Annotated in this window: 13 protein-coding genes; 3 read left to right on the plus strand and 10 right to left on the minus strand. The window is 66.5% G+C overall.

Going from position 1 to position 17,481, the window contains the following annotated elements; genetic code table 11:
• Position 1: 1 nt before the first annotated feature.
• The 4 genes from ACZIYR_RS11395 to ACZIYR_RS11410 all read right to left on the minus strand — a co-directional run bounded on the left by ACZIYR_RS11395 (position 2) and on the right by ACZIYR_RS11410 (position 5,227).
• Positions 2-817, minus strand: a complete 816-nt coding sequence (locus ACZIYR_RS11395) for a Na(+)-translocating NADH-quinone reductase subunit C (RefSeq protein WP_473033909.1) — start codon at positions 815-817, stop codon at positions 2-4.
• Positions 817-2,040 carry an NADH:ubiquinone reductase (Na(+)-transporting) subunit B gene (locus ACZIYR_RS11400; RefSeq protein WP_483526780.1) on the minus strand — a complete coding sequence of 408 codons (1,224 nt, stop codon included), beginning with the start codon at positions 2,038-2,040 and terminating at the stop codon, positions 817-819. Before ACZIYR_RS11400 ends, ACZIYR_RS11395 begins: the two co-directional genes overlap by 1 nt.
• Before the next feature lie 4 nt (positions 2,041-2,044).
• Complete coding sequence (locus ACZIYR_RS11405; RefSeq protein WP_473033910.1) at positions 2,045-3,394, minus strand: Na(+)-translocating NADH-quinone reductase subunit A; 1,350 nt, start codon at positions 3,392-3,394, stop codon at positions 2,045-2,047.
• 369 nt (positions 3,395-3,763) lie between these two features.
• Positions 3,764-5,227, minus strand: coding sequence for a glyceraldehyde-3-phosphate dehydrogenase (locus ACZIYR_RS11410; protein WP_483526781.1), 1,464 nt, complete (start codon positions 5,225-5,227; stop codon positions 3,764-3,766).
• 389 nt (positions 5,228-5,616) lie between these two features.
• Here ACZIYR_RS11410 and mfd point away from each other — a divergent pair, with 389 nt between their 5' ends.
• Positions 5,617-9,066 (plus strand): transcription-repair coupling factor, encoded by a 3,450-nt coding sequence (gene mfd / locus ACZIYR_RS11415; protein ID WP_483526782.1) that lies wholly within the window; start codon positions 5,617-5,619, stop codon positions 9,064-9,066.
• 301 nt (positions 9,067-9,367) lie between these two features.
• Entirely contained in the window at positions 9,368-10,441 is a 1,074-nt protein-coding gene (locus tag ACZIYR_RS11420) for a L,D-transpeptidase family protein (protein WP_483526783.1), read from the plus strand.
• 129 nt (positions 10,442-10,570) lie between these two features.
• Here the strand turns inward: ACZIYR_RS11420 and ACZIYR_RS11425 are convergent, their stop codons facing one another.
• Positions 10,571-10,834: an Lpp/OprI family alanine-zipper lipoprotein gene (locus tag ACZIYR_RS11425; protein WP_238975064.1), complete on the minus strand. Its 264-nt coding sequence runs from the start codon at positions 10,832-10,834 to the stop codon at positions 10,571-10,573.
• Between the two features lie 209 nt (positions 10,835-11,043).
• A complete protein-coding gene (locus ACZIYR_RS11430; RefSeq protein WP_473033911.1) occupies positions 11,044-11,661 on the minus strand; it encodes a L,D-transpeptidase family protein in 618 nt (205 codons plus the stop codon).
• A gap of 251 nt (positions 11,662-11,912) precedes the next feature.
• Here ACZIYR_RS11430 and ACZIYR_RS11435 point away from each other — a divergent pair, with 251 nt between their 5' ends.
• Positions 11,913-14,324 (plus strand): phosphoketolase family protein, encoded by a 2,412-nt coding sequence (locus tag ACZIYR_RS11435; RefSeq protein WP_483526784.1) that lies wholly within the window; start codon positions 11,913-11,915, stop codon positions 14,322-14,324.
• Between the two features lie 96 nt (positions 14,325-14,420).
• Here the strand turns inward: ACZIYR_RS11435 and ACZIYR_RS11440 are convergent, their stop codons facing one another.
• The 4 genes from ACZIYR_RS11440 to ACZIYR_RS11455 form a co-directional block, all read right to left on the minus strand.
• The gene (locus ACZIYR_RS11440) at positions 14,421-15,677 is read right to left on the minus strand and encodes a GspE/PulE family protein (RefSeq protein WP_483526785.1); all 1,257 of its coding nucleotides are present in this window, start codon (positions 15,675-15,677) and stop codon (positions 14,421-14,423) included.
• A gap of 198 nt (positions 15,678-15,875) precedes the next feature.
• Entirely contained in the window at positions 15,876-16,307 is a 432-nt protein-coding gene (locus ACZIYR_RS11445; RefSeq protein WP_473033915.1) for a hypothetical protein, read from the minus strand.
• 60 nt (positions 16,308-16,367) lie between these two features.
• A complete protein-coding gene (locus tag ACZIYR_RS11450) occupies positions 16,368-16,832 on the minus strand; it encodes a 2-hydroxyacyl-CoA dehydratase (RefSeq protein WP_473033916.1) in 465 nt (154 codons plus the stop codon).
• A gap of 149 nt (positions 16,833-16,981) precedes the next feature.
• Positions 16,982-17,455 carry a LabA-like NYN domain-containing protein gene (locus ACZIYR_RS11455; protein WP_473033917.1) on the minus strand — a complete coding sequence of 158 codons (474 nt, stop codon included), beginning with the start codon at positions 17,453-17,455 and terminating at the stop codon, positions 16,982-16,984.
• Positions 17,456-17,481: the final 26 nt, after the last annotated feature.

Below are 17,481 nucleotides of genomic sequence, written 5' to 3' on the forward strand. Positions count from 1 at the left end.
ATCAGGCTCCTTCCGATTCGAGTTCGACGTCGGCTTCTTGAGCCTCTTCCTGGTCGATTCCTGCACGGAATGTCGCCAGGTACTCACCGAAACCTTCCGGGCTCAGCCAGAACTGCAGCATGTTGGTGACGCCGTTGGCGGTCAGCGTCGCGCCGGAGAGGCCGTCGACCTCATGCTCGCCGCTGCCGGTGCCACGGGCCACGCGAATGGCCGGGGTCAGGCTCTCTTCATCGGCGAAGATCTGCTTGCCTTCCCACTGAGCCTGCCAGCGCGGGTTGTTGACCTCGGCGCCAAGGCCCGGCGTCTCGCTGTGCTCATAGTAGGTGATGCCGACGATGGTGTTGCCGTCGCCTTCGATGGACATGTAGCCGCGCATCAGGCCCCACAGCCCCTGGCCACGGATCGGCACGATGATCTGTTCCGGATTATCAGGGTCACCGACCAGGTAGACGGTGGCGAAGTTTTCCACCCGAGACAGGCCGGCAATGTCGCGATCCCCGGACAGGGTGCGGCCGGTAGCCGGATCGCGAGCCGCCTGGAAGTGATCGAAGGTGGCCGGATCGAACTCGTCGGTGTACTCGCCGGTACGCATGTCGACCACCCGCGGGGTGATCTCGGCGAACGCGGCTTCCACGTCGATGCCGCGCTCGTAGAGGTTGGCGACACGCAGGATGTTGGTCTTGCGGTCGAGCTCCTCGTTGAGCATCTGCATAGGCCGCAGCGCCACGGCGGCGGTGGAGACGATGACCGAACACACGATGCAGAGTGCGAACGCCACCGTCAGGATCTTCTTGATGGAGTTATTGCTCTGTGCCATCAGGCAGTCTCCTCGGCCGGTACACCGGTGCGCTGCATGCGGCGCTTGATGTTGGCCTGAACAAAGAAGTGATCGATCAGCGGGGCGAACAGGTTGGCGAACAGGATCGCCAGCATGATGCCTTCCGGGAAGGCCGGGTTGACCACGCGGATCAGGACGGTCATGACGCCGATCAGGGCACCGAAGATCAGCCGGCCCTGGTTGGTCATGGAAGCCGACACCGGGTCGGTGGCCATGAACACCATACCGAAGGCGAAGCCGCCGATCACCAGATGCCAGTACCAGGGCATGGCAAACATCGGGTTGGAGTCGGAGCCAATCAGGTTAAATAGCGCGCTGGTCGCCACCATGCCAAGGAAGACCCCGAGCATGATTCGCCAGGAGGCGATCTTGGTCCACAGCAGCACCGCCGCACCGATCAGGATCGCCAGCGTCGACGTCTCCCCGATGGAGCCCGGCATGAAGCCGAGGAAGGCATGCCACCAGCTGAGCTGGTCGGTCAGTGCGCCCATCCCCTCCTGGAACGCCACGGACAGGGCGGTAGCGCCGGAGAAGCCATCGGCGGCCACCCACACTTCGTCACCGGAAATCTGCGCCGGGTAGGCGAAGTAGAGGAAGGCACGGCCGGTCAGCGCCGGATTGAGGAAGTTCTTGCCGGTACCGCCGAAGATCTCCTTGCCGATCACGATACCGAAGGTGATACCCAGCGCCACCTGCCACAGCGGAATGTCCACCGGCAGGATCAGGGCGTAGAGCACCGAGGAGACGAAGAAGCCTTCGTTGACCTCGTGGCCGCGCTTGACGGCAAACAGCACCTCCCAGAAGCCCCCGACCACGAAGGTCACCAGGTAGATCGGCAGGAAGTAGGTGGCACCGAGCACGAAGTTGGCCCACAGGCTGCCCGGATCGTGGCCGCTGGCCAGGGTCATCATGATGGCTTCGCGCCAGCCGGCCATGGAGGCGTAGCCGTCGGCGATGGCCATGTTGGCCTGCCAGCCGGCGTTCCACATGCCGAAGAACATCGCCGGGAAGGTGCACAGCCAGACGGTGATCATGATGCGCTTGAGGTCGACGCCGTCGCGCACGTGAGCGGTGGTCTTGGCCACGCTGGGCGGCGAGTAGAAGATAGTGTCGACCGCCTCGTAGAGCGGGTACATCTTCTCGTACTTGCCGCCCTTGTGGAAATGCGGCTCGAGATTGTCGAGTGTCTGTCGGATACCCATCACATCAGGCCTCTTTCTCGATAAGGGTGAGGTTGTCGCGCAGGATGGGACCGTATTCGTACTTGCCCGGGCACACATAGGTGCACAGCGCCAGGTCCTCTTCATCCAGCTCCAGGCACCCGAGCTGCATGGCCACCTCGATGTCGCCGACGATCAGCGAGCGCAGCAGCTGCGTGGGCAGGATATCCAGCGGCATGACTTCCTCGTACATGCCCACCGGCACCATGGCCCGCTCAGAGCCGTTGGTCGAGGTCGTCGGCGCATAGTCCTTCAGCCCGGTGAGCTTCGACAGGTAGATGCCCATCACCGAGTGGCGGTTGGCGCCGGGCGAGAGCCAAGCCATCCACTGGCGCTTGTTGCCCTCTTCGAGCAGGGTGACCTGATTGCCGAAACGGCCCAGGTAGCGCAGGGCGCCTTCACAGGTGAAGCCGGAGAACACCGAGCCGGAGATCACCCGGGTCTCGTCGGGCTGGATCACCTCGCCGTCGAGCAGCTCCTGGGTGCTGGCCCCGATGCGGGTGCGCAGCAGACGCGGCTGCTCGGCGCGCGGGCCGCCCAGGGCCACCACACGCTGGGTCTCGATCTTGCCTTCCGCGAACAGCTTGCCGAAGGCGATCACGTCCTGATAGCCGATGTGCCAGACCCGCTTGTGCAGGGCGACCGGCGACAGGTAGTGAATATGGGTACCCACCAGGCCGGCCGGATGCGGGCCGGAGAAGGTCTCGGTCTGCACGCCCTTGACGTCGCCGCCAGGGATCTTGGCGTCCGGTGCGGTACACAGGAACACCTTGCCCTGGGTCAGCCGCGCCAGCACCTTGAGCCCATCCTCGAAGGCCTCCGGCTGCTCATTGATGATGGTGGCCGGGTCGACGGCCAGCGGATGAGTGTCGATAGCGGTGACGAAGATATCGGCAGGTTCGCTGTCGATAGCAGGCGTGCGGGAGTAGGGCCGCGTACGCAGCGCCGTCCACATGCCGGACTCGACCAGCTGGTCGACCACCGCCTGGCGCTCGAGGCCCTCGAGCTTGTCACGCCCGTGCGCCTTGAACTCGACGGCCTCCTCTTGTTCATCGACCTTGATCACCACCGACAGCAGCTTGCGCTTCTCGCCGCGGTTGATGGCGACCACTTCCCCGGCGGCCGGTGCCGTGAAGCGTACGCCGTCGATCTTCTTGTCAGTGAAGAGCAGCTGGCCTAGTTTTACCTTGTCCCCCTCCTGAACCTCCATGGTCGGCTTCATGCCAACGTAGTCGGTACCCAGGATAGCCACGTGACGCACCGGCCGCGCATCTTCGATGCGCTGCTCGGGCGTCCCCGTGATGGGGAGATCCAGGCCTTTCTTGACTTCGATCATAGTCTCGCCCAGTTGATGGATCGGATAGATGAAGGAAAGGGGTTCGAATGGATTCGAATTCTTATTAGCGTCAGTACGTTACCAGTCAGGCCCGAGTCAGCTCGGACCACCCCGAAAAATCCACCGTATTATAAAGACAAGCGCGACCAATGGCCACACGACCGATGGTCGCAAAACGTCTAGGGCGGGCGAGGCGGCGCACGGCCGCGAGGGTCGAAGAGGCGTTGAAAGCGGCTCCCTGGGCGAGCCGGCGAGGTCATCGCCGCGGCGCCCCACCTCGGTCCGGAGGCGGGACGCTATCGCGCGACATGATCTAGATCAGAAAATTCCCGACCGCCACGGTCGGGAATGACGACAGGCCACGGCGACTCAGGCCTGGGCCCGCGGCAGCTTGAGGAAGCGCACGTTGGAGATGTGCTGCAGGATACGCACCACCTGGCAGCTGTAGCCGAACTCGTTGTCATACCAGACGTAGAGCACCGCATGCTTGCCGTTGGCGATGGTGGCCTTGGCGTCGACGATCCCGGCATGGCGATTGCCGACGAAGTCGGACGACACCACCTCAGGCGAGTCCACGTAGTCGATCTGCTTCTGGTAGGCCGAATCGATGGACATGCGACGCAGGTAGTCGTTGAGGGAGCCGGCGTCGGTCTCCTTCTCCAGGGTCAGGTTGAGGATCGCCATGGAGACGTTGGGGGTCGGCACGCGAATGGCGTTGCCGGTCAGCTTGCCACCGAGCTCGGGCAGCGCCTTGGCCACCGCCTTGGCGGCACCGGTTTCGGTCAGGACCATGTTGAGCGGCGCGCTGCGGCCGCGACGGTCGCCCTTGTGGTAGTTGTCGATCAGGTTCTGGTCGTTGGTGTAGGCGTGCACCGTCTCGACATGGCCGTTGCTGATGCCGTACTCGTCGTTGAGCACCTTGAGCACCGGCACGATGGCATTGGTGGTGCACGAGGCGGCCGAGAGGATGCGGTCCTCGGCGCTGATATCGCCGTCGTTGATGCCGAAAACGATGTTCTTGATGTCGCCCTTGCCCGGCGCCGTGAGGATCGCCTTGGCGGCGCCCTTGCACTGCAAGTGCTGGCCCAGGCCCGCCTCGTCGCGCCAGATGCCGGTATTGTCGACGACGACGGCGTTGTCGATGCCGTAGGCGGTGTAGTCCACCTCGGCCGGGGAGTCGGCGTAGATCACCTGGATGACGTTGCCGTTGGCGGTCAGGGTGCGCGCCTCCACGTCCACCTGGATGGTGCCGTTGAAGGGCCCGTGCACCGAGTCGCGACGCAGCAGGCTCGCCCGCTTTTCGAGGTCCTTGGCGATATCGCCGCGGCCGCGCACGACGATGGCGCGCAGACGCAGCAGGTTGCCGCCACCGGCCTTCTCCACCAGCACCCGAGCGAGGATACGCCCGATACGCCCGAAGCCGTAGAGCACCACGTCCTGAGGCTCGCCATTGCTGCCCTCAGGGTCATGCCGACCGACGATCTCGGCAAGCTCCTTCTCGAGGAAGGCGCGAGCATCGCCGCCCCCCTGCTTCTTGAACGCCACCCCCAGCTTGCCCACGTCGACGTGGGCGGGCCCCAGGTCGAGCTCGGTCATGGCCTTGACCAGCGGATAGGTATCCTGCACGGAGAGCTCGGTCCCCTCGACCTTCCTGACGAAACGGTGGTCCTTCAGGATGCGGATCACGCTGCGATTGAACAGCGAGCGACCGTAGAGCGTGGTGACCACGTTGTTGCGACGGTAGAGCAGCCCGATCAGAGGGATCAGCTGTTCGGCGATCGCCTGGTTGTCGTGCCATTCCTGGAAGACGGTATCGAGGGGTTGCTGACTCACGAGAAGCCTCTCTGGTGGTGGTCGGAGTTCAGGACACATTATCCCGTCAGCCTTACGGCAGGGCAATCGCAGGATGGTCGCAGTGGCTGTAGGGGGATTACAGGAACTCGGACTTGACTACAAGCCTCTCGGCAGGCTGGTATGATGCCCTGACCTCGCAGAGCAATCGCAAGTGTTATTCTGCCGTGAGTGGCGACAGCTTAAGTGGGAGGCCGATTTATCGGGCGAAGGCGCCGAAAGGCGCCGAAAGGCGCCCTACATCTTGGGCAGCGCTGCGCGCTGCTTCGCGAGCTGAAGCTCCCTCCCACACTGACTGCGATAGCCTTGCCCGACCCCGGGAGGCGGCCGCTCTGAGCGCCGCCCAAGCCGACGACAGCCCAGACGACATCATGCCCAATTTCTCGCCGCTCGACCCGCCACGCCCCGAAGGGCTGCGCGACACCCGCTACTGGTACACCCCGCCCGGCAGCGCCGCGGCGCTGGCGCTGGCCCAGCTGGCCACCGACGCCCCGCTGCTGGTGATCACCGCCGATACCGCCGGGGCCCAGCGCCTCGAGAACGACCTGCGCTTCTTTGCCAGCGTGCCGGTGCTGCCCTTCCCCGATTGGGAGACGCTACCCTACGACAGTTTCTCCCCCCATCAGGACATCGTCTCCGAGCGGCTGCGCACCCTGCGCCGGCTGCAGCTCGGCGAGCGCGGTATCGTGCTGGTGCCGATCAACACCCTGATGCAGCGCCTGCCCCCGGCGGACTATATCGCCGGGCGGGTGATGACCCTGGCGGTGGGCCAGCGCCTCGATCGCGAGGGCTTTCGCGATAGCCTGTCGCGGGCCGGCTACCGTGCCGTGGAGACGGTCTATGAGCCCGGCGAGTACGCGCTGCGCGGCGCGCTGATCGACCTCTTCCCCATGGGGTCCGAGGCGCCGCTGCGCATCGATCTGTTCGACGACGAGATCGACACCCTGCGCCACTTCGACCCCGACACCCAGCGCAGCCGCGACAAGGTCGAGCGGGTGGAACTGCTGCCGGCCCACGAGTACTCGCTGTCGCGCAGCGCCATCGCCTGCTTCCGGGAGGGGTTCGAGACCCTGTTCGACGTCGACCCGCGTCAGTGCCCGCTCTATGTGGACGCCTTGAAGGGCATCCCCTCCCCCGGCCTGGAGCAGTATCTTCCGCTGTTCTTCGAACAGACGGCGACGCTGTTCGACCACCTGGCCGAGGGCACCCGGGTGGCTTTGCTGCCCGGGGTCTTCGCCGCCGCCGAGCACCACTGGGCAGCCATCGAGAGCCGCTTCGAGAACCTCGGCGTCGACCCCACCCGCCCGCTGCTACCGCCCAGCCGCGGCTTCGTGCCGGTGGCCGAGGTGTTCGGCGCCATCAAGCGTCACCCGCGGGTCGAGCTCACCGACGATGCTGCGCATCGCCATGCCCTGATGCCCGCCGCCAAGGCGCCGCCCCAGGTCGCCATCAATGCCAGAGCCAAGCAGCCACTGGCGGCGCTTGGGTCTTTTCTCGCCGAGCAGACCGACACCCGGGTGCTGTTCGTCGCCGAGTCCCGGGGACGGCGCGAGGCCCTGGAGGAGACCCTGGCGCCGCTGCAGCTAAGCCCGCCCCACGTCGACGGCTTCCACGATTTCCTGGCCGCCGACACCCGTCTGGCGATCACCGAGGGGGAGATCGACGCCGGGCTCTGGCTGGAGCGCCCCGATCTCGCGGTGATCAGCGAGACCGAGCTCTACGGCGAGGTGGTTCGCCAGAGCCGGCGCCGCGAGAAGGCCACCGACGCGGGCGAAATGGCGATCCGCCACCTCTCTGAGCTTCGCCCCGGCGCACCGGTGGTTCACCAGACCCACGGGGTGGGCCGCTACCGAGGGCTGGAGACCCTCGAGGCCGGCGGCCAGGCCGCCGAATTCGTGACCCTGGAGTACGCCGACGGCGCCCGCCTCTACGTGCCGGTGGACAGCCTGCACCTGATCTCGCGCTATGCCGGCGCCGACGACGAGCTGGCGCCGCTGCATCGGCTCGGCTCCGAGCAGTGGGACAAGGCGCGCAAGAAGGCCGCCGAGAAGATCCGCGACACCGCCGCCGAGCTGCTCGACATCTACGCCCGCCGGGAGGCCCGGGAGGGCTTCGCCTGCGCCCCGCCGGACGCTGAATACGCCCGCTTCGCCGCCGCCTTCCCCTTCGAGGAGACCCCCGACCAGCGCAGCGCCATCGAGGCGGTGATCGGCGACATGACCGCCCCGCGCCCGATGGACCGGGTGGTATGCGGGGACGTCGGCTTCGGCAAGACCGAGGTGGCCATGCGCGCCGCCTTCCTGGCGGTGCACTCGGGCCGCCAGGTGGTGGTACTGGTGCCCACCACCCTGCTGGCCCGGCAGCACTTCGAGAATTTCCGCGACCGCTTCGCCGACACCGCGGTGCAGGTGGAGTTGATCTCGCGCTTCACCGCCGGCAGCGGCCAGGCCGCCGCGCTCGAGCGCATCGAGGCGGGCCAAGCCGATATCGTCATCGGCACCCACAAGCTGCTATCGAAGTCCATGAAGCTGCCCAAGATGGGCCTGCTGATCATCGACGAGGAGCACCGCTTCGGGGTGGCCCAGAAGGAGCGCCTCAAGAGCCTGCGCGCCGAGGTCGATATCCTGACCATGACCGCCACGCCGATTCCCCGCACTCTGAACATGGCCATGAGCGGCATTCGCGATCTCTCCATTATCGCCACTCCGCCGGCCAGACGCCTGTCGGTGAAGACCTTCGTCCAGCAGCGCGACGAGTCGGTGATCAAGGAGGCGCTGCTGCGCGAGATCCTGCGTGGCGGCCAGGTCTACTTCCTGCACAACGAGGTCAAGACCATCGAGACTGCCGCCGAGACGGTGCGCGAGCTGGTGCCCGAGGCCCGGGTGGCGGTAGCCCACGGCCAGCTGCCGGAGCGCTCCCTGGAGCGCGTCATGTCCGACTTCTACCACAAGCGCTTCAACGTCCTGGTCTGCTCGACGATCATCGAGACCGGCATCGACGTACCCAGCGCCAATACCATCGTCATCGAGCGCGCCGACAAGTTCGGCCTGGCTCAGCTGCACCAGCTGCGCGGCCGGGTGGGCCGCAGCCACCACCAGGCCTACGCCTACCTGCTGGCCCCCCCTCCGCGGGCCATGACCAAGGATGCCGTCAAGCGGCTGGAGGCCATCGCCGGCGCCGAAGACCTGGGGGCAGGCTTCACGCTGGCCAGCCACGACATGGAGATCCGCGGCGCCGGCGAGCTGCTCGGCGACGAGCAGAGCGGGCAGATGGAGGCGATCGGCTACGGCCTCTACATGCAGATGCTCGACCGCGCGGTGGCGGCGATCCGCCAGGGCAAGACGCCCAACATCGAGGCGCCGCTGGACCAGGGCGTGGAAGTCAGCCTCAACCTGCCGGCGCTGATTCCCGACGACTACCTGCACGACGTCCAGCAGCGCCTGGTGATGTACAAGCGCATCGCCAGCGCCCAAGACGAAGCCGAGCTCAAGGAGCTGCAGGTAGAACTGATCGACCGCTTCGGCCTGCTGCCGGCGCCGGTCAAGACCCTGCTGCGCCAGACCCGGCTGCGCCAGCGCGCCGAGCGGCTGGGCATCGTACGCCTGGAGGCGGGCCCCGACCGCGGCCGGGTGATCTTCGCCGCCCAGACCCGCGTCGACCCCATGACCCTGGTCGAGCTGATTCAACGAGGCCCGGAGCGCTATCGCCTCGACGGCGCCGACACCCTGCGCTTCGAGGCCGAGATGGCCACTGAAGAGTCGCGCTTCCAGGCCGTCGAACAGCTGCTCGAAGCGCTCAACCGCAAGGTCGAAGCGGCCTGACTGAGGGTATGAGGTACGAGGTATGAGGTACGAGGTGCGAGGTGCGAGTTACGAGGTGCGAGGTGCGAGGTACGAGGTACGAGGTGCGAGGTGCGAGGTATGAGGTACGAGGTGCGAGGTGCGAGGTGCGAGGTGCGAGGGACGATGCTGTTTCCTACTGGCGAACCGCTGAGGCGTCGGGCAATCTATACTGTCACTATCGCGTTTCATCGCCACTGACCCCAAGGCGCTGGGCAAGGACCGCCAAGCGCACATAACCCTGGCTGCGTCGACCCTGCGTCGACCACCTGCACGAGACGACATGACGTTGATGAACACCGCACCTTTGATCAGACGCACCGCGCGCTGCGCCATCCTCCTCGGGCTGGCCACCCTGCTCTCCACCGCCGCAGTGGCCGACGAGACCGAGCGGGAGTGGCCGCGCGGCCACTACCCCCTGCCCGAACAGGGCAACGTGATCGGCGAGGTCTATACCGTCACCGTGGAAGAGGGCCAGACCCTGATCGACATCGCACGCCGCCACAATGTCGGCTACGAAGAGATCCGCATGGCCAACCCGGACGTCAGCCTATGGGCCCCCTTCGAGGGCACCGAGGTGACAATCCCCGCGCAGCATATCCTGCCCGATGCCCCGCGTGAGGGCATCGTGGTCAACCTGTCGGAGCTGCGCCTCTACTACTACTCCGAGCCCGGGGTCGTCGAGACCTATCCGATCAGCGTCGGCCGCGACGGCTTCGCCACCCCGGTGGGCATCACCAAGACCACGGTCAAGGTCAAGGATCCCGCCTGGTCGCCGCCGCGCTCCATGCGCGAGGAAGCCGCCGCCCGGGGCGAGCCGCCCCCCGCGGTGGTGCCGCCGGGCCCCGACAACCCCCTGGGCCGTCACGCCATCCTGCTGGGGCTGCCGAGCTACCTGATCCACGGCACCAACATGCCCGAGGGCGTCGGCATGCGGGTCAGCCGCGGCTGCATCCGCATGTTCCCCGAGGATATCGAGTCGCTCTACGAGCGCGTGCCCAGCGGCACCAAGGTCAACATCCTCGACCAGCCGTTCAAGGCGGGCTGGTCGGAGGACGGCGTGCTCTACGCTCAGTCGTTCCCCCAGCTCGAAGAGAACCAGGGTGCCTTCGAACCGATCCTCAATGCCATCGAGGTGGTCTCCAAGGCGTTCGGGGAAGAGAACCCGCCGGTGGACTACAAGCGGCTGCGCGCCGTAGTGGAAGGCCCCGACGGCCAGGTGGTGTCGCTGCTGCGCACCGCGGAGCCGGAGCCTGAGCCCGCCCCCGAGCCGACGCCGGAAGCCGACGGCCTCTATGACGAACTGCTCGACCTGGACGGACTCTATCAGGAGCTGGCCGCCGCACGGCTGCAGTAGGCCACCCGGCCGGCTACCCAGCCTTGAAAGACAGACCACGGATACACAACGAGAAAACCCCGCCGAGGCGGGGTTTTCTCTTGCAGTCCTATGCCTTCGCCCGAGGGCGAGGACATGGCGCCAGCAGAATTACTTCTGCATGGTGCGCTGGAACATGCGGTTCATTTCCTCACGGTTCTGCTCGGACATCTGCAGAGCCGCCTGGGCGTCACGCTGAGCCTGGTTGGCGGTGTTCTGCGCCTGCATGGCGATGCTGCGTGCTTCAGCAGCGTCGGCCTGAGCAGATTCCGCGGTCTGACGCACTTCGTCCAGCGCCGCGTTGGTAGCACAACCCGCCAGGATTGCCATGGAGGCAGCGGCGGCGGTCAGCTTCAGGGTGGTCTTCAGTGTCATGATGTTCTCCTTGAGTCTTCCTTGGTACTGCACACCTTAGAGTGCAGAGGCGTTGATGTCACCCGACTCAGGCATCGTTACCTGAGGTCAGGCATCCTGCTCATGCAGGTTCTTGCAGCGACTGCTGCCAAGCACAGGAGTCAAACGCTGTTTTATAATAGCCAACGGCGCTTGTCCATAGCTCGAAACGTCCCTTGCGCAATTTGAGCCTAGCGGATCACGACACGAGTGCCAACATTGATTAGCTCGGCCAGGCGCTCGATCTGCTCGTTGGTCACTGCCACGCAGCCCTGGGTCCAGTGGAAGCTGGCATGCACCTCGGGGTCGGCGCGACCCAGGCCGTGGATGCCGATCGCCCCACCCAGCGCCGTGGTCTGGGGCGGGTAGCCGCGGCGTCGATAGTAGGTGAAATAGTCTTCATAATCCTGCTGGGTGTAGAGCCCCGATTCCAGCGCCATCCGCGCATGGGCCGGCGTCGGGTAGTCGATGCCGATGAAGATATTCCAGTCGCTCTCCCAGTTGAACCGGTTGACCCGAAACTCCCCCAGCGGCGTCACGTTGCTGCCGCGCAGACGTGAGGTCTGGGCCCCCCCGCGCCCCAGCGAGACCGGCGCAAAACGCTCGACCAGATAGTTGCCGCGAAACACGCTGAGGGCGGCATCGGCATCGTCGACCAGCACCCAGAGCTCATCGTCGTGGCGCGGCAGATGCGCCCGGGTCAACATGGTTTGAATCAGGTCGGCCCGGGCGCCCTCGCCTGCCGCCAGCAGCGCTAGCGGCGACGACAGGGCCAACAGGCCAAAACGACGGCGTGAAAGGGATGGCATCGGACGGTAGCTCGAAAAGAGTGAATAGGGGTCATCGGAAATCTGGGCTGTTATAGCGCATCTACCCCACCTCTGTCAGGCGAAAACCGCAACGCAGTATCAACATCCTCCCTCTTGTCCTCAGAGGCGCTCTCGAGGCGCCTCCCCTGGGCCTCGGGCCTTCGCCATTGCGAAGCACGGCCCTTCCGCCCTAGGCTTGACCCATGCCCGGTTCGATTGTCGGACCCGATGCTGATCAAGGAGCTATCTGCATGTCACCGACCGACGGCAAGCCATCATCTCCGCGTTTCGACCGACTCGCCAAGGATCCCGACTTTCTCGCCTGGGCCAAGGGCCACGGCGTGATCCAGCATGACCCGACGACCCAGGAGCGCATCGCCGAGCTGCTGCAGCGTCACGCCCAAGACCCCCAGCAGCGTCGCGTGTGGCTGCAGCGCCTGCGCGCCGCCGACCAGTTGGCCAACATGGGCATGTGGCTGGTGGCCCACATGACCTATGTCCGCCGTGTGCGCCTGGACGGCACGGCCCTGGGCGCCGAGGACTTCAAGCCCTCTCCCGAGGGTCATACCGGCGGCGCGCTCAACATGGTACCCGCCTACGTGGGCTACCTGGCCGCCAACAGCCTGACCGACATCACCCGCAGCTGGAGCATGGGCCAAGGACACTGCGTGGCCGCCATTGATGCCCTCAACCTGCTGGTGGACAACATGACACCGGGCCATGCCGAACGCTATAGCCTGGACGACACGGGACTGACGCAACTGGTCAACGACTTCTACCACTGCGGCGTGGACGCCAGCGGCCGTCCGCAATCTCCGCTCGGCAGCCATGTCAACGCCCATACCGCGGGGGGCACCGGCGAGGGAGGCTACCTCGGTTTTGCCGGCCTGCAATACGTGCACATGCCGCTACCCGGCCAGCCCCTGGTGGCATTCCTCAGCGACGGCGCCTTCGAGGAGCAGCGCGGCAGCGACTGGGCGGCGCGCTGGTGGCGCGCCGAGGACAGCGGCCCGGTGGTCCCGGTGATGATTGCCAATGGCCGGCGCATCGACCAGCGCACCACCATGAGCCAGTCCGGCGGCACCGACTGGTTCGAGGAGCACTTAGCCCTCAATGGCTTCACCCCCCTGACCCTTGACGGCCGCGACCCGGCGGCCTTCGTATGGGGCATTCTCACCGCCGAGGCGCAGCTGGACGAGCAGGTGGAAGCGCTGGCCGCCGGTCGCGCGCGCTATCCGCTACGCCTGCCCTACCTGATCGCCGACACCGTCAAGGGGTTCGGCTTTCCCGGCGCCGGCACCAATGCCGCCCACAACCTGCCGCTGGTGGACAACCCGGCACAGGACGCCGCCGCACGCGCCCGCTTCCATGAGGGCGCCGCCGCCCTGCATGTGCCGCTGGAGACCTTGCGGGCCGCGATCGACCGGCTCAACAATCACGCCGACAGCGGCCGTGTCAAGGAGCGCGACCATCCGCTGGCTTCCCCCTGCCCGCCGCTGCCCCAGCTGCCGCCCCTCGCTGCCTATTCCCTCGGCGAGGCGGTGTCGCCCATGGCCGCCATCGACGACGCCTTCTGCGCCCTGGTCGCGGCCAACCCCGCGCTGCGGGTGCGGGTCGGCAACCCCGACGAGATGCGCTCCAATCGCCTCAACCACACCCTCGACCGGCTGCTGCACCGCGTCACTGACCCCGAGCCCGGCGTCGCCGAGGCGCTGAACGGCAGCGTGATCACCGCCCTCAACGAGGAGGCGGTGGTGAGCGCGGCGCTGGCCAACAAGCAGGGGCTCAACCTGGTGGCCAGCTACGAGGCCTTCGCGGTCAAGATGCTCGGGGCCATGCGACAGGAAGTCCTCTTCGCCAGGCATCAGTGCGAGGTCGAACGCGAGCCTGGCTGGCTGACGGTGCCGGTTCTGGCCAGCTCCCACACCTGGGAGAACGGCAAGAACGAGCAGTCCCATCAGGATCCCACCCTCTGCGAGGCGTGGCTCGGCGAAATGGACGACGTGGCCCCCACGCTGTTTCCGGTCGACGCCCCCAGCGCCGTCCAGGCGCTGCGCGGCCTCTACCAAACTCGCGGCCGCGTGGCGGTGATGGTGGTGCCGAAAAACCCAGTGCCGGTGGCGCTCACCGCCGACCAGGCCGTCAGGCTGGGCGAGGACGGCATCCTCTGCCTGCACGAGGCCCCTGGCGCCCGGGTCCAGCTCTTCGCCGTCGGGGCCTACCAGCTGGTCGAGCTGCGCCGCGCGCTGGCCAGACTGACCGATGCGGGGGTCGCGACCAGCCTGTTCGTCATCCAGGAGCCCGGCAAGCTGCGCGAGGCCCGCGACGAACAGGAGGCCCAGGCCACCCTAAGCCAGTGCCGACTGAGCACTCTGGTGCCCGAAGTGCGCGCCCGGGTCTTTCTCGGCCACTGCCGGCCCGAGGCGCTGTGTGGCGTGCTGAGAGCGCTGGACAGCGGCGCGGGATCGCGTTTCCTGGGCTATCGCAACCGCGGGGGGACCCTGGACACCTTCGGTATGCTCTTCGCCAATCGCGCCACCTGGGCCCACGCCCTGGAAGCGGCCAGCGAGGCGGCGGGGCTGGACCTGAATGCCCTGCTGAGTCCGGCCGAGCGCGATGCCCTGGCCGGCGAGGGCGAACCTGATGCGCTGCGTCATCCGTGACAGGGGCGAGGGGCGAGGGACGAGGGAAAGGCATCAATGAGGGCCTGTCCCACAGAACTCCTTGCCCCTTGCTCCTCGCTCCTCGTACCTGGTTCTTCAGGCCGACAGGATGGCGCCCATGCGAAACACCTCGCGCAAGGTGGTGACCCCCGCCTCGGCCTTGGCGATGCCCGCGGCGAACATCAGGCGCTCGCCGCGGGCGATCAGGGCCCGTCGCAGCGTGGCCTCGTCAGCGTGGCTGAGGATACGCACCTGATCCTCGGGCGTTGGCTGCCAGATCTCGAACACCCCGGTGCGTCCCCGGTACCCCAGGCCGTCGCACTGGGCGCAGCCCACCGGCGACCAGACGCGCTCGGGCACCGGCAGGTCGACCGCCGCCAGCCACTCGGCATCGGTGGCTGAGATGGGCCGCCGCTCGCGACACGCCTCGCAGAGCCGCCGCACCAGCCGCTGGGCCACCACCAGCCCCAGGTTGGCGCCGATCTGGGCATCGGCCACCCCCAGGTGGCGCAGCGCCGACACCACGCCCACCGCATCGCGGCTGTGCAGGGTGCTCATCAGCGAGCGGCCGCTGCTCGCCACGCCCACCGCCGCCTGGGCGGACTCGGGATCGCGCAGCTCGCCGATCAGCAGATAGTCCGGGTCGAGGCGCAGCATGGCGCGGATGCCGCTGGCGAAATCGAGACCGTTGGCGGTATCGACCTGCACCTGGTTGACGCCGGCCAGCTCATACTCCACCGGGTCCTCCAGGGTCATGACGTGGCTATCGGACAGCGCCAGCTCGTCGAGCAGGGTGTAGAGGGTGGTGGTCTTGCCGGCACCGGTGGGCCCCGCCACCAGCAGCATGCCGGCCGTGGCGTCCATCCAGCGGCGAATTCCCTGGGCGCCTTCGCGGCCGATGCCCAGCGCCAGCGGATCGGCAAAGGCCCGCGGCCGCTCGAGAAAGCGAATCGCCAGCTTTTCGCCGGCCATGCAGCTCACCGCCGAGACCCGCAGATGGCTCTCGTCATCGCCCGCCTCGGAAGAGACGTAGCTGAAGCCGCCTTCGTCGGCGGTCAGCGCCCGCACCGGATTGAGCCCCGCCAACACCTTGAACTGATTGGCCAGGCGCGCCCCCTGCCCTGCATCGATCCGCTGCGCGGTGATCACCCGCCCGTCGATGCGCAGGCGGATGCGCCAGCCGGCCTCGTCGGGATCGAGGTGGATGTCCGTGGCCCGGGCGCGCCGCGCATCCTCAAGCAGGGCATGGACCTCCAGAATGTCGTCGTCGGGCCCTGGTGGCGCCTCGAGCAGCGGCTGTAGGGTCGTCAATAGTTGCGGGTGCATCCTGTCGACTCGCTCATCGGCCGTCATCGCCACCTCCGGATCTGGTTCAGCAATACCCGAACCTACAGCCTAATCGCTATCGCGGCATAGCGCCGCAAAACCGGCGCGGGGGCTCCAGAACGCCTTCGCCCCGGCAGGGGAGCTGCCGGGGCGAAGGGGTCACACTGTGCTATTCGTGTTCTGGCGTGTTCTGGCGGGAACGGATGCCGCTCGAAGACGGCCCCGCTACTCCTGACGCTCCACGGTGAAGATGCTCTGCAGCTTGTTCTTCTTGCCGTAGATGTGAACCGTGGTCTCATCGAAAGGGAAGTGGTCACGATACTGGCTGTCGTTGTTGAAGCGCGGCTTGTGGGCGTTGATCATCGCCGCCGCCAGCCGCTCGCGATTGGCATGGCCGGCCAGGCCCACGGCGTACCAGAGTTCCTCCTCCGGCTGCAGGAAGGTCTGCCACTTGTCGTGGTCACCATGGTGCTCCAGGCCGTAGCGAGCGCTGCGGTGCTCGCCAACGTAGAGCAGCTCCTGAACGTCCATCTCCTCGCTCTCGGGGTCCTTGGCGGCACGAAAGACGCAGTAGATACCGGATTCGTCCGGGGCGTCATGCAGCTGTTCACGGGTCCAGTAGCCCAGCATCTTGGGGGAGAGGATCAGATCCGTCATGGCATGCTCCTTGGTTTCCTTGGACTTTCGACAACGTTGACCCCCAGATTACCGCAAAGATCAGTAATCCTCGAGACGCTGAATGTCACGGGCGACCCGCCGAACCTCCGCCTCGTGGCCGGCGGCCAGCGCCTCGAAGAACTGCTTCTCGTCGCTACCGCCGGCAAGCTCGCTGCGGTGGGCGTAGAGGTCCTGCAGCATGCGGTGGGCGGTCAGGGACGTGGCCAGCACGCTCTGCACGCTATCTGCGTCGCCGCCCTCGGGCAAGCGCTCGAGCACCGGCGGGTGCGGAAAGTCGGCCGGGTCGTCGAACCAGGTCTCCAGTACGCTGCTGTGGTCGCTGCCGTCGTCGAAATAGCCCTCCAGGTCGGCCTGCAGCTTGCGCTCGCGCTCGGCGAGATAGTCGAGCGCCATGCGCACCCGATCATCGACGCCGCCTGCGGCCCGTTCGCCGAAGTAGTCGGCCATGCGGCGATGGAAATCGGCCGCCCAGCTCACCAGTTCCTTCACTTGATGAAAGCGCATCGTCTCTTCTCCCCATGGATGCGGCCGCGCTCGAAGCGCGATGGCTCTGAAGTCTCATACCCTAATGAGAGCTTAGCCGAACCCTGACGACGTGAATTGATGCACATCAACGACAAGGCGCCACCACCACAACGCGGGCATAACGGCGCTCACAGCAGCAAGGATGTGTCTATGGCGACGAAGGCGCTGGCGGCGCGGATCAGGGAGGCAGCGGTGAGAGACTCGACGCCGACGACGTCCACGACCACCCCATAGCGACGGCGCATCCGCTCCACCAGCAGGTCGAAGTCACCGTCACCGGAGACCAGCACCACCCTATCCACCTCCGGCGCCGCTTCCATGGCGTCCAGCGCGATCCCCACGTCCCAGTCGCCCTTGGCGGAGCCGTCGCGACGCTGGATGAAGGGCCTGAGCTTCACGTCAAACCCGATGTCGCGCAGGATCGTCTGAAACTGGCGCTGCCGAGGGTCGCCGCGCTCTACCGCATAGGCGTTGGCGACCACCACCTCGCGCCCGGCGGCAAAGCGTCTCCAGAAGGCGCGATAGTCGAAGTGCCGGCCGAAGGCCTCGCGGCTGGTGTAGTAGACGTTCTGCACGTCGACGAAGATGGCGACACGCTCCATGCGGATGGCCTCGACTCTTGATGAGG

The sequence above is a fragment of the Billgrantia sp. NRB1 genome (genome assembly GCF_056921725.1).

Bases quoted from the DNA above. Each gene is read 5' to 3' on its own strand.
- ACZIYR_RS11405 (WP_473033910.1), bottom strand. From the start codon at position 3,394: ATGATCGAAGTCAAGAAAGGCCTGGATCTCCCCATCACGGGGACGCCC.
- ACZIYR_RS11450 (WP_473033916.1), bottom strand. From the start codon at position 16,832: ATGCGCTTTCATCAAGTGAAGGAACTGGTGAGCTGGGCGGCCGATTTC.
- ACZIYR_RS11440 (WP_483526785.1), bottom strand. From the start codon at position 15,677: ATGACGGCCGATGAGCGAGTCGACAGGATGCACCCGCAACTATTGACG.
- mfd (WP_483526782.1), top strand. From the start codon at position 5,617: ATGCCCAATTTCTCGCCGCTCGACCCGCCACGCCCCGAAGGGCTGCGC.
- ACZIYR_RS11420 (WP_483526783.1), top strand. From the start codon at position 9,368: ATGACGTTGATGAACACCGCACCTTTGATCAGACGCACCGCGCGCTGC.
- ACZIYR_RS11455 (WP_473033917.1), bottom strand. From the start codon at position 17,455: ATGGAGCGTGTCGCCATCTTCGTCGACGTGCAGAACGTCTACTACACC.
- ACZIYR_RS11435 (WP_483526784.1), top strand. From the start codon at position 11,913: ATGTCACCGACCGACGGCAAGCCATCATCTCCGCGTTTCGACCGACTC.
- ACZIYR_RS11430 (WP_473033911.1), bottom strand. From the start codon at position 11,661: ATGCCATCCCTTTCACGCCGTCGTTTTGGCCTGTTGGCCCTGTCGTCG.
- ACZIYR_RS11445 (WP_473033915.1), bottom strand. From the start codon at position 16,307: ATGACGGATCTGATCCTCTCCCCCAAGATGCTGGGCTACTGGACCCGT.
- ACZIYR_RS11395 (WP_473033909.1), bottom strand. From the start codon at position 817: ATGGCACAGAGCAATAACTCCATCAAGAAGATCCTGACGGTGGCGTTC.
- ACZIYR_RS11425 (WP_238975064.1), bottom strand. From the start codon at position 10,834: ATGACACTGAAGACCACCCTGAAGCTGACCGCCGCCGCTGCCTCCATG.
- ACZIYR_RS11400 (WP_483526780.1), bottom strand. From the start codon at position 2,040: ATGGGTATCCGACAGACACTCGACAATCTCGAGCCGCATTTCCACAAG.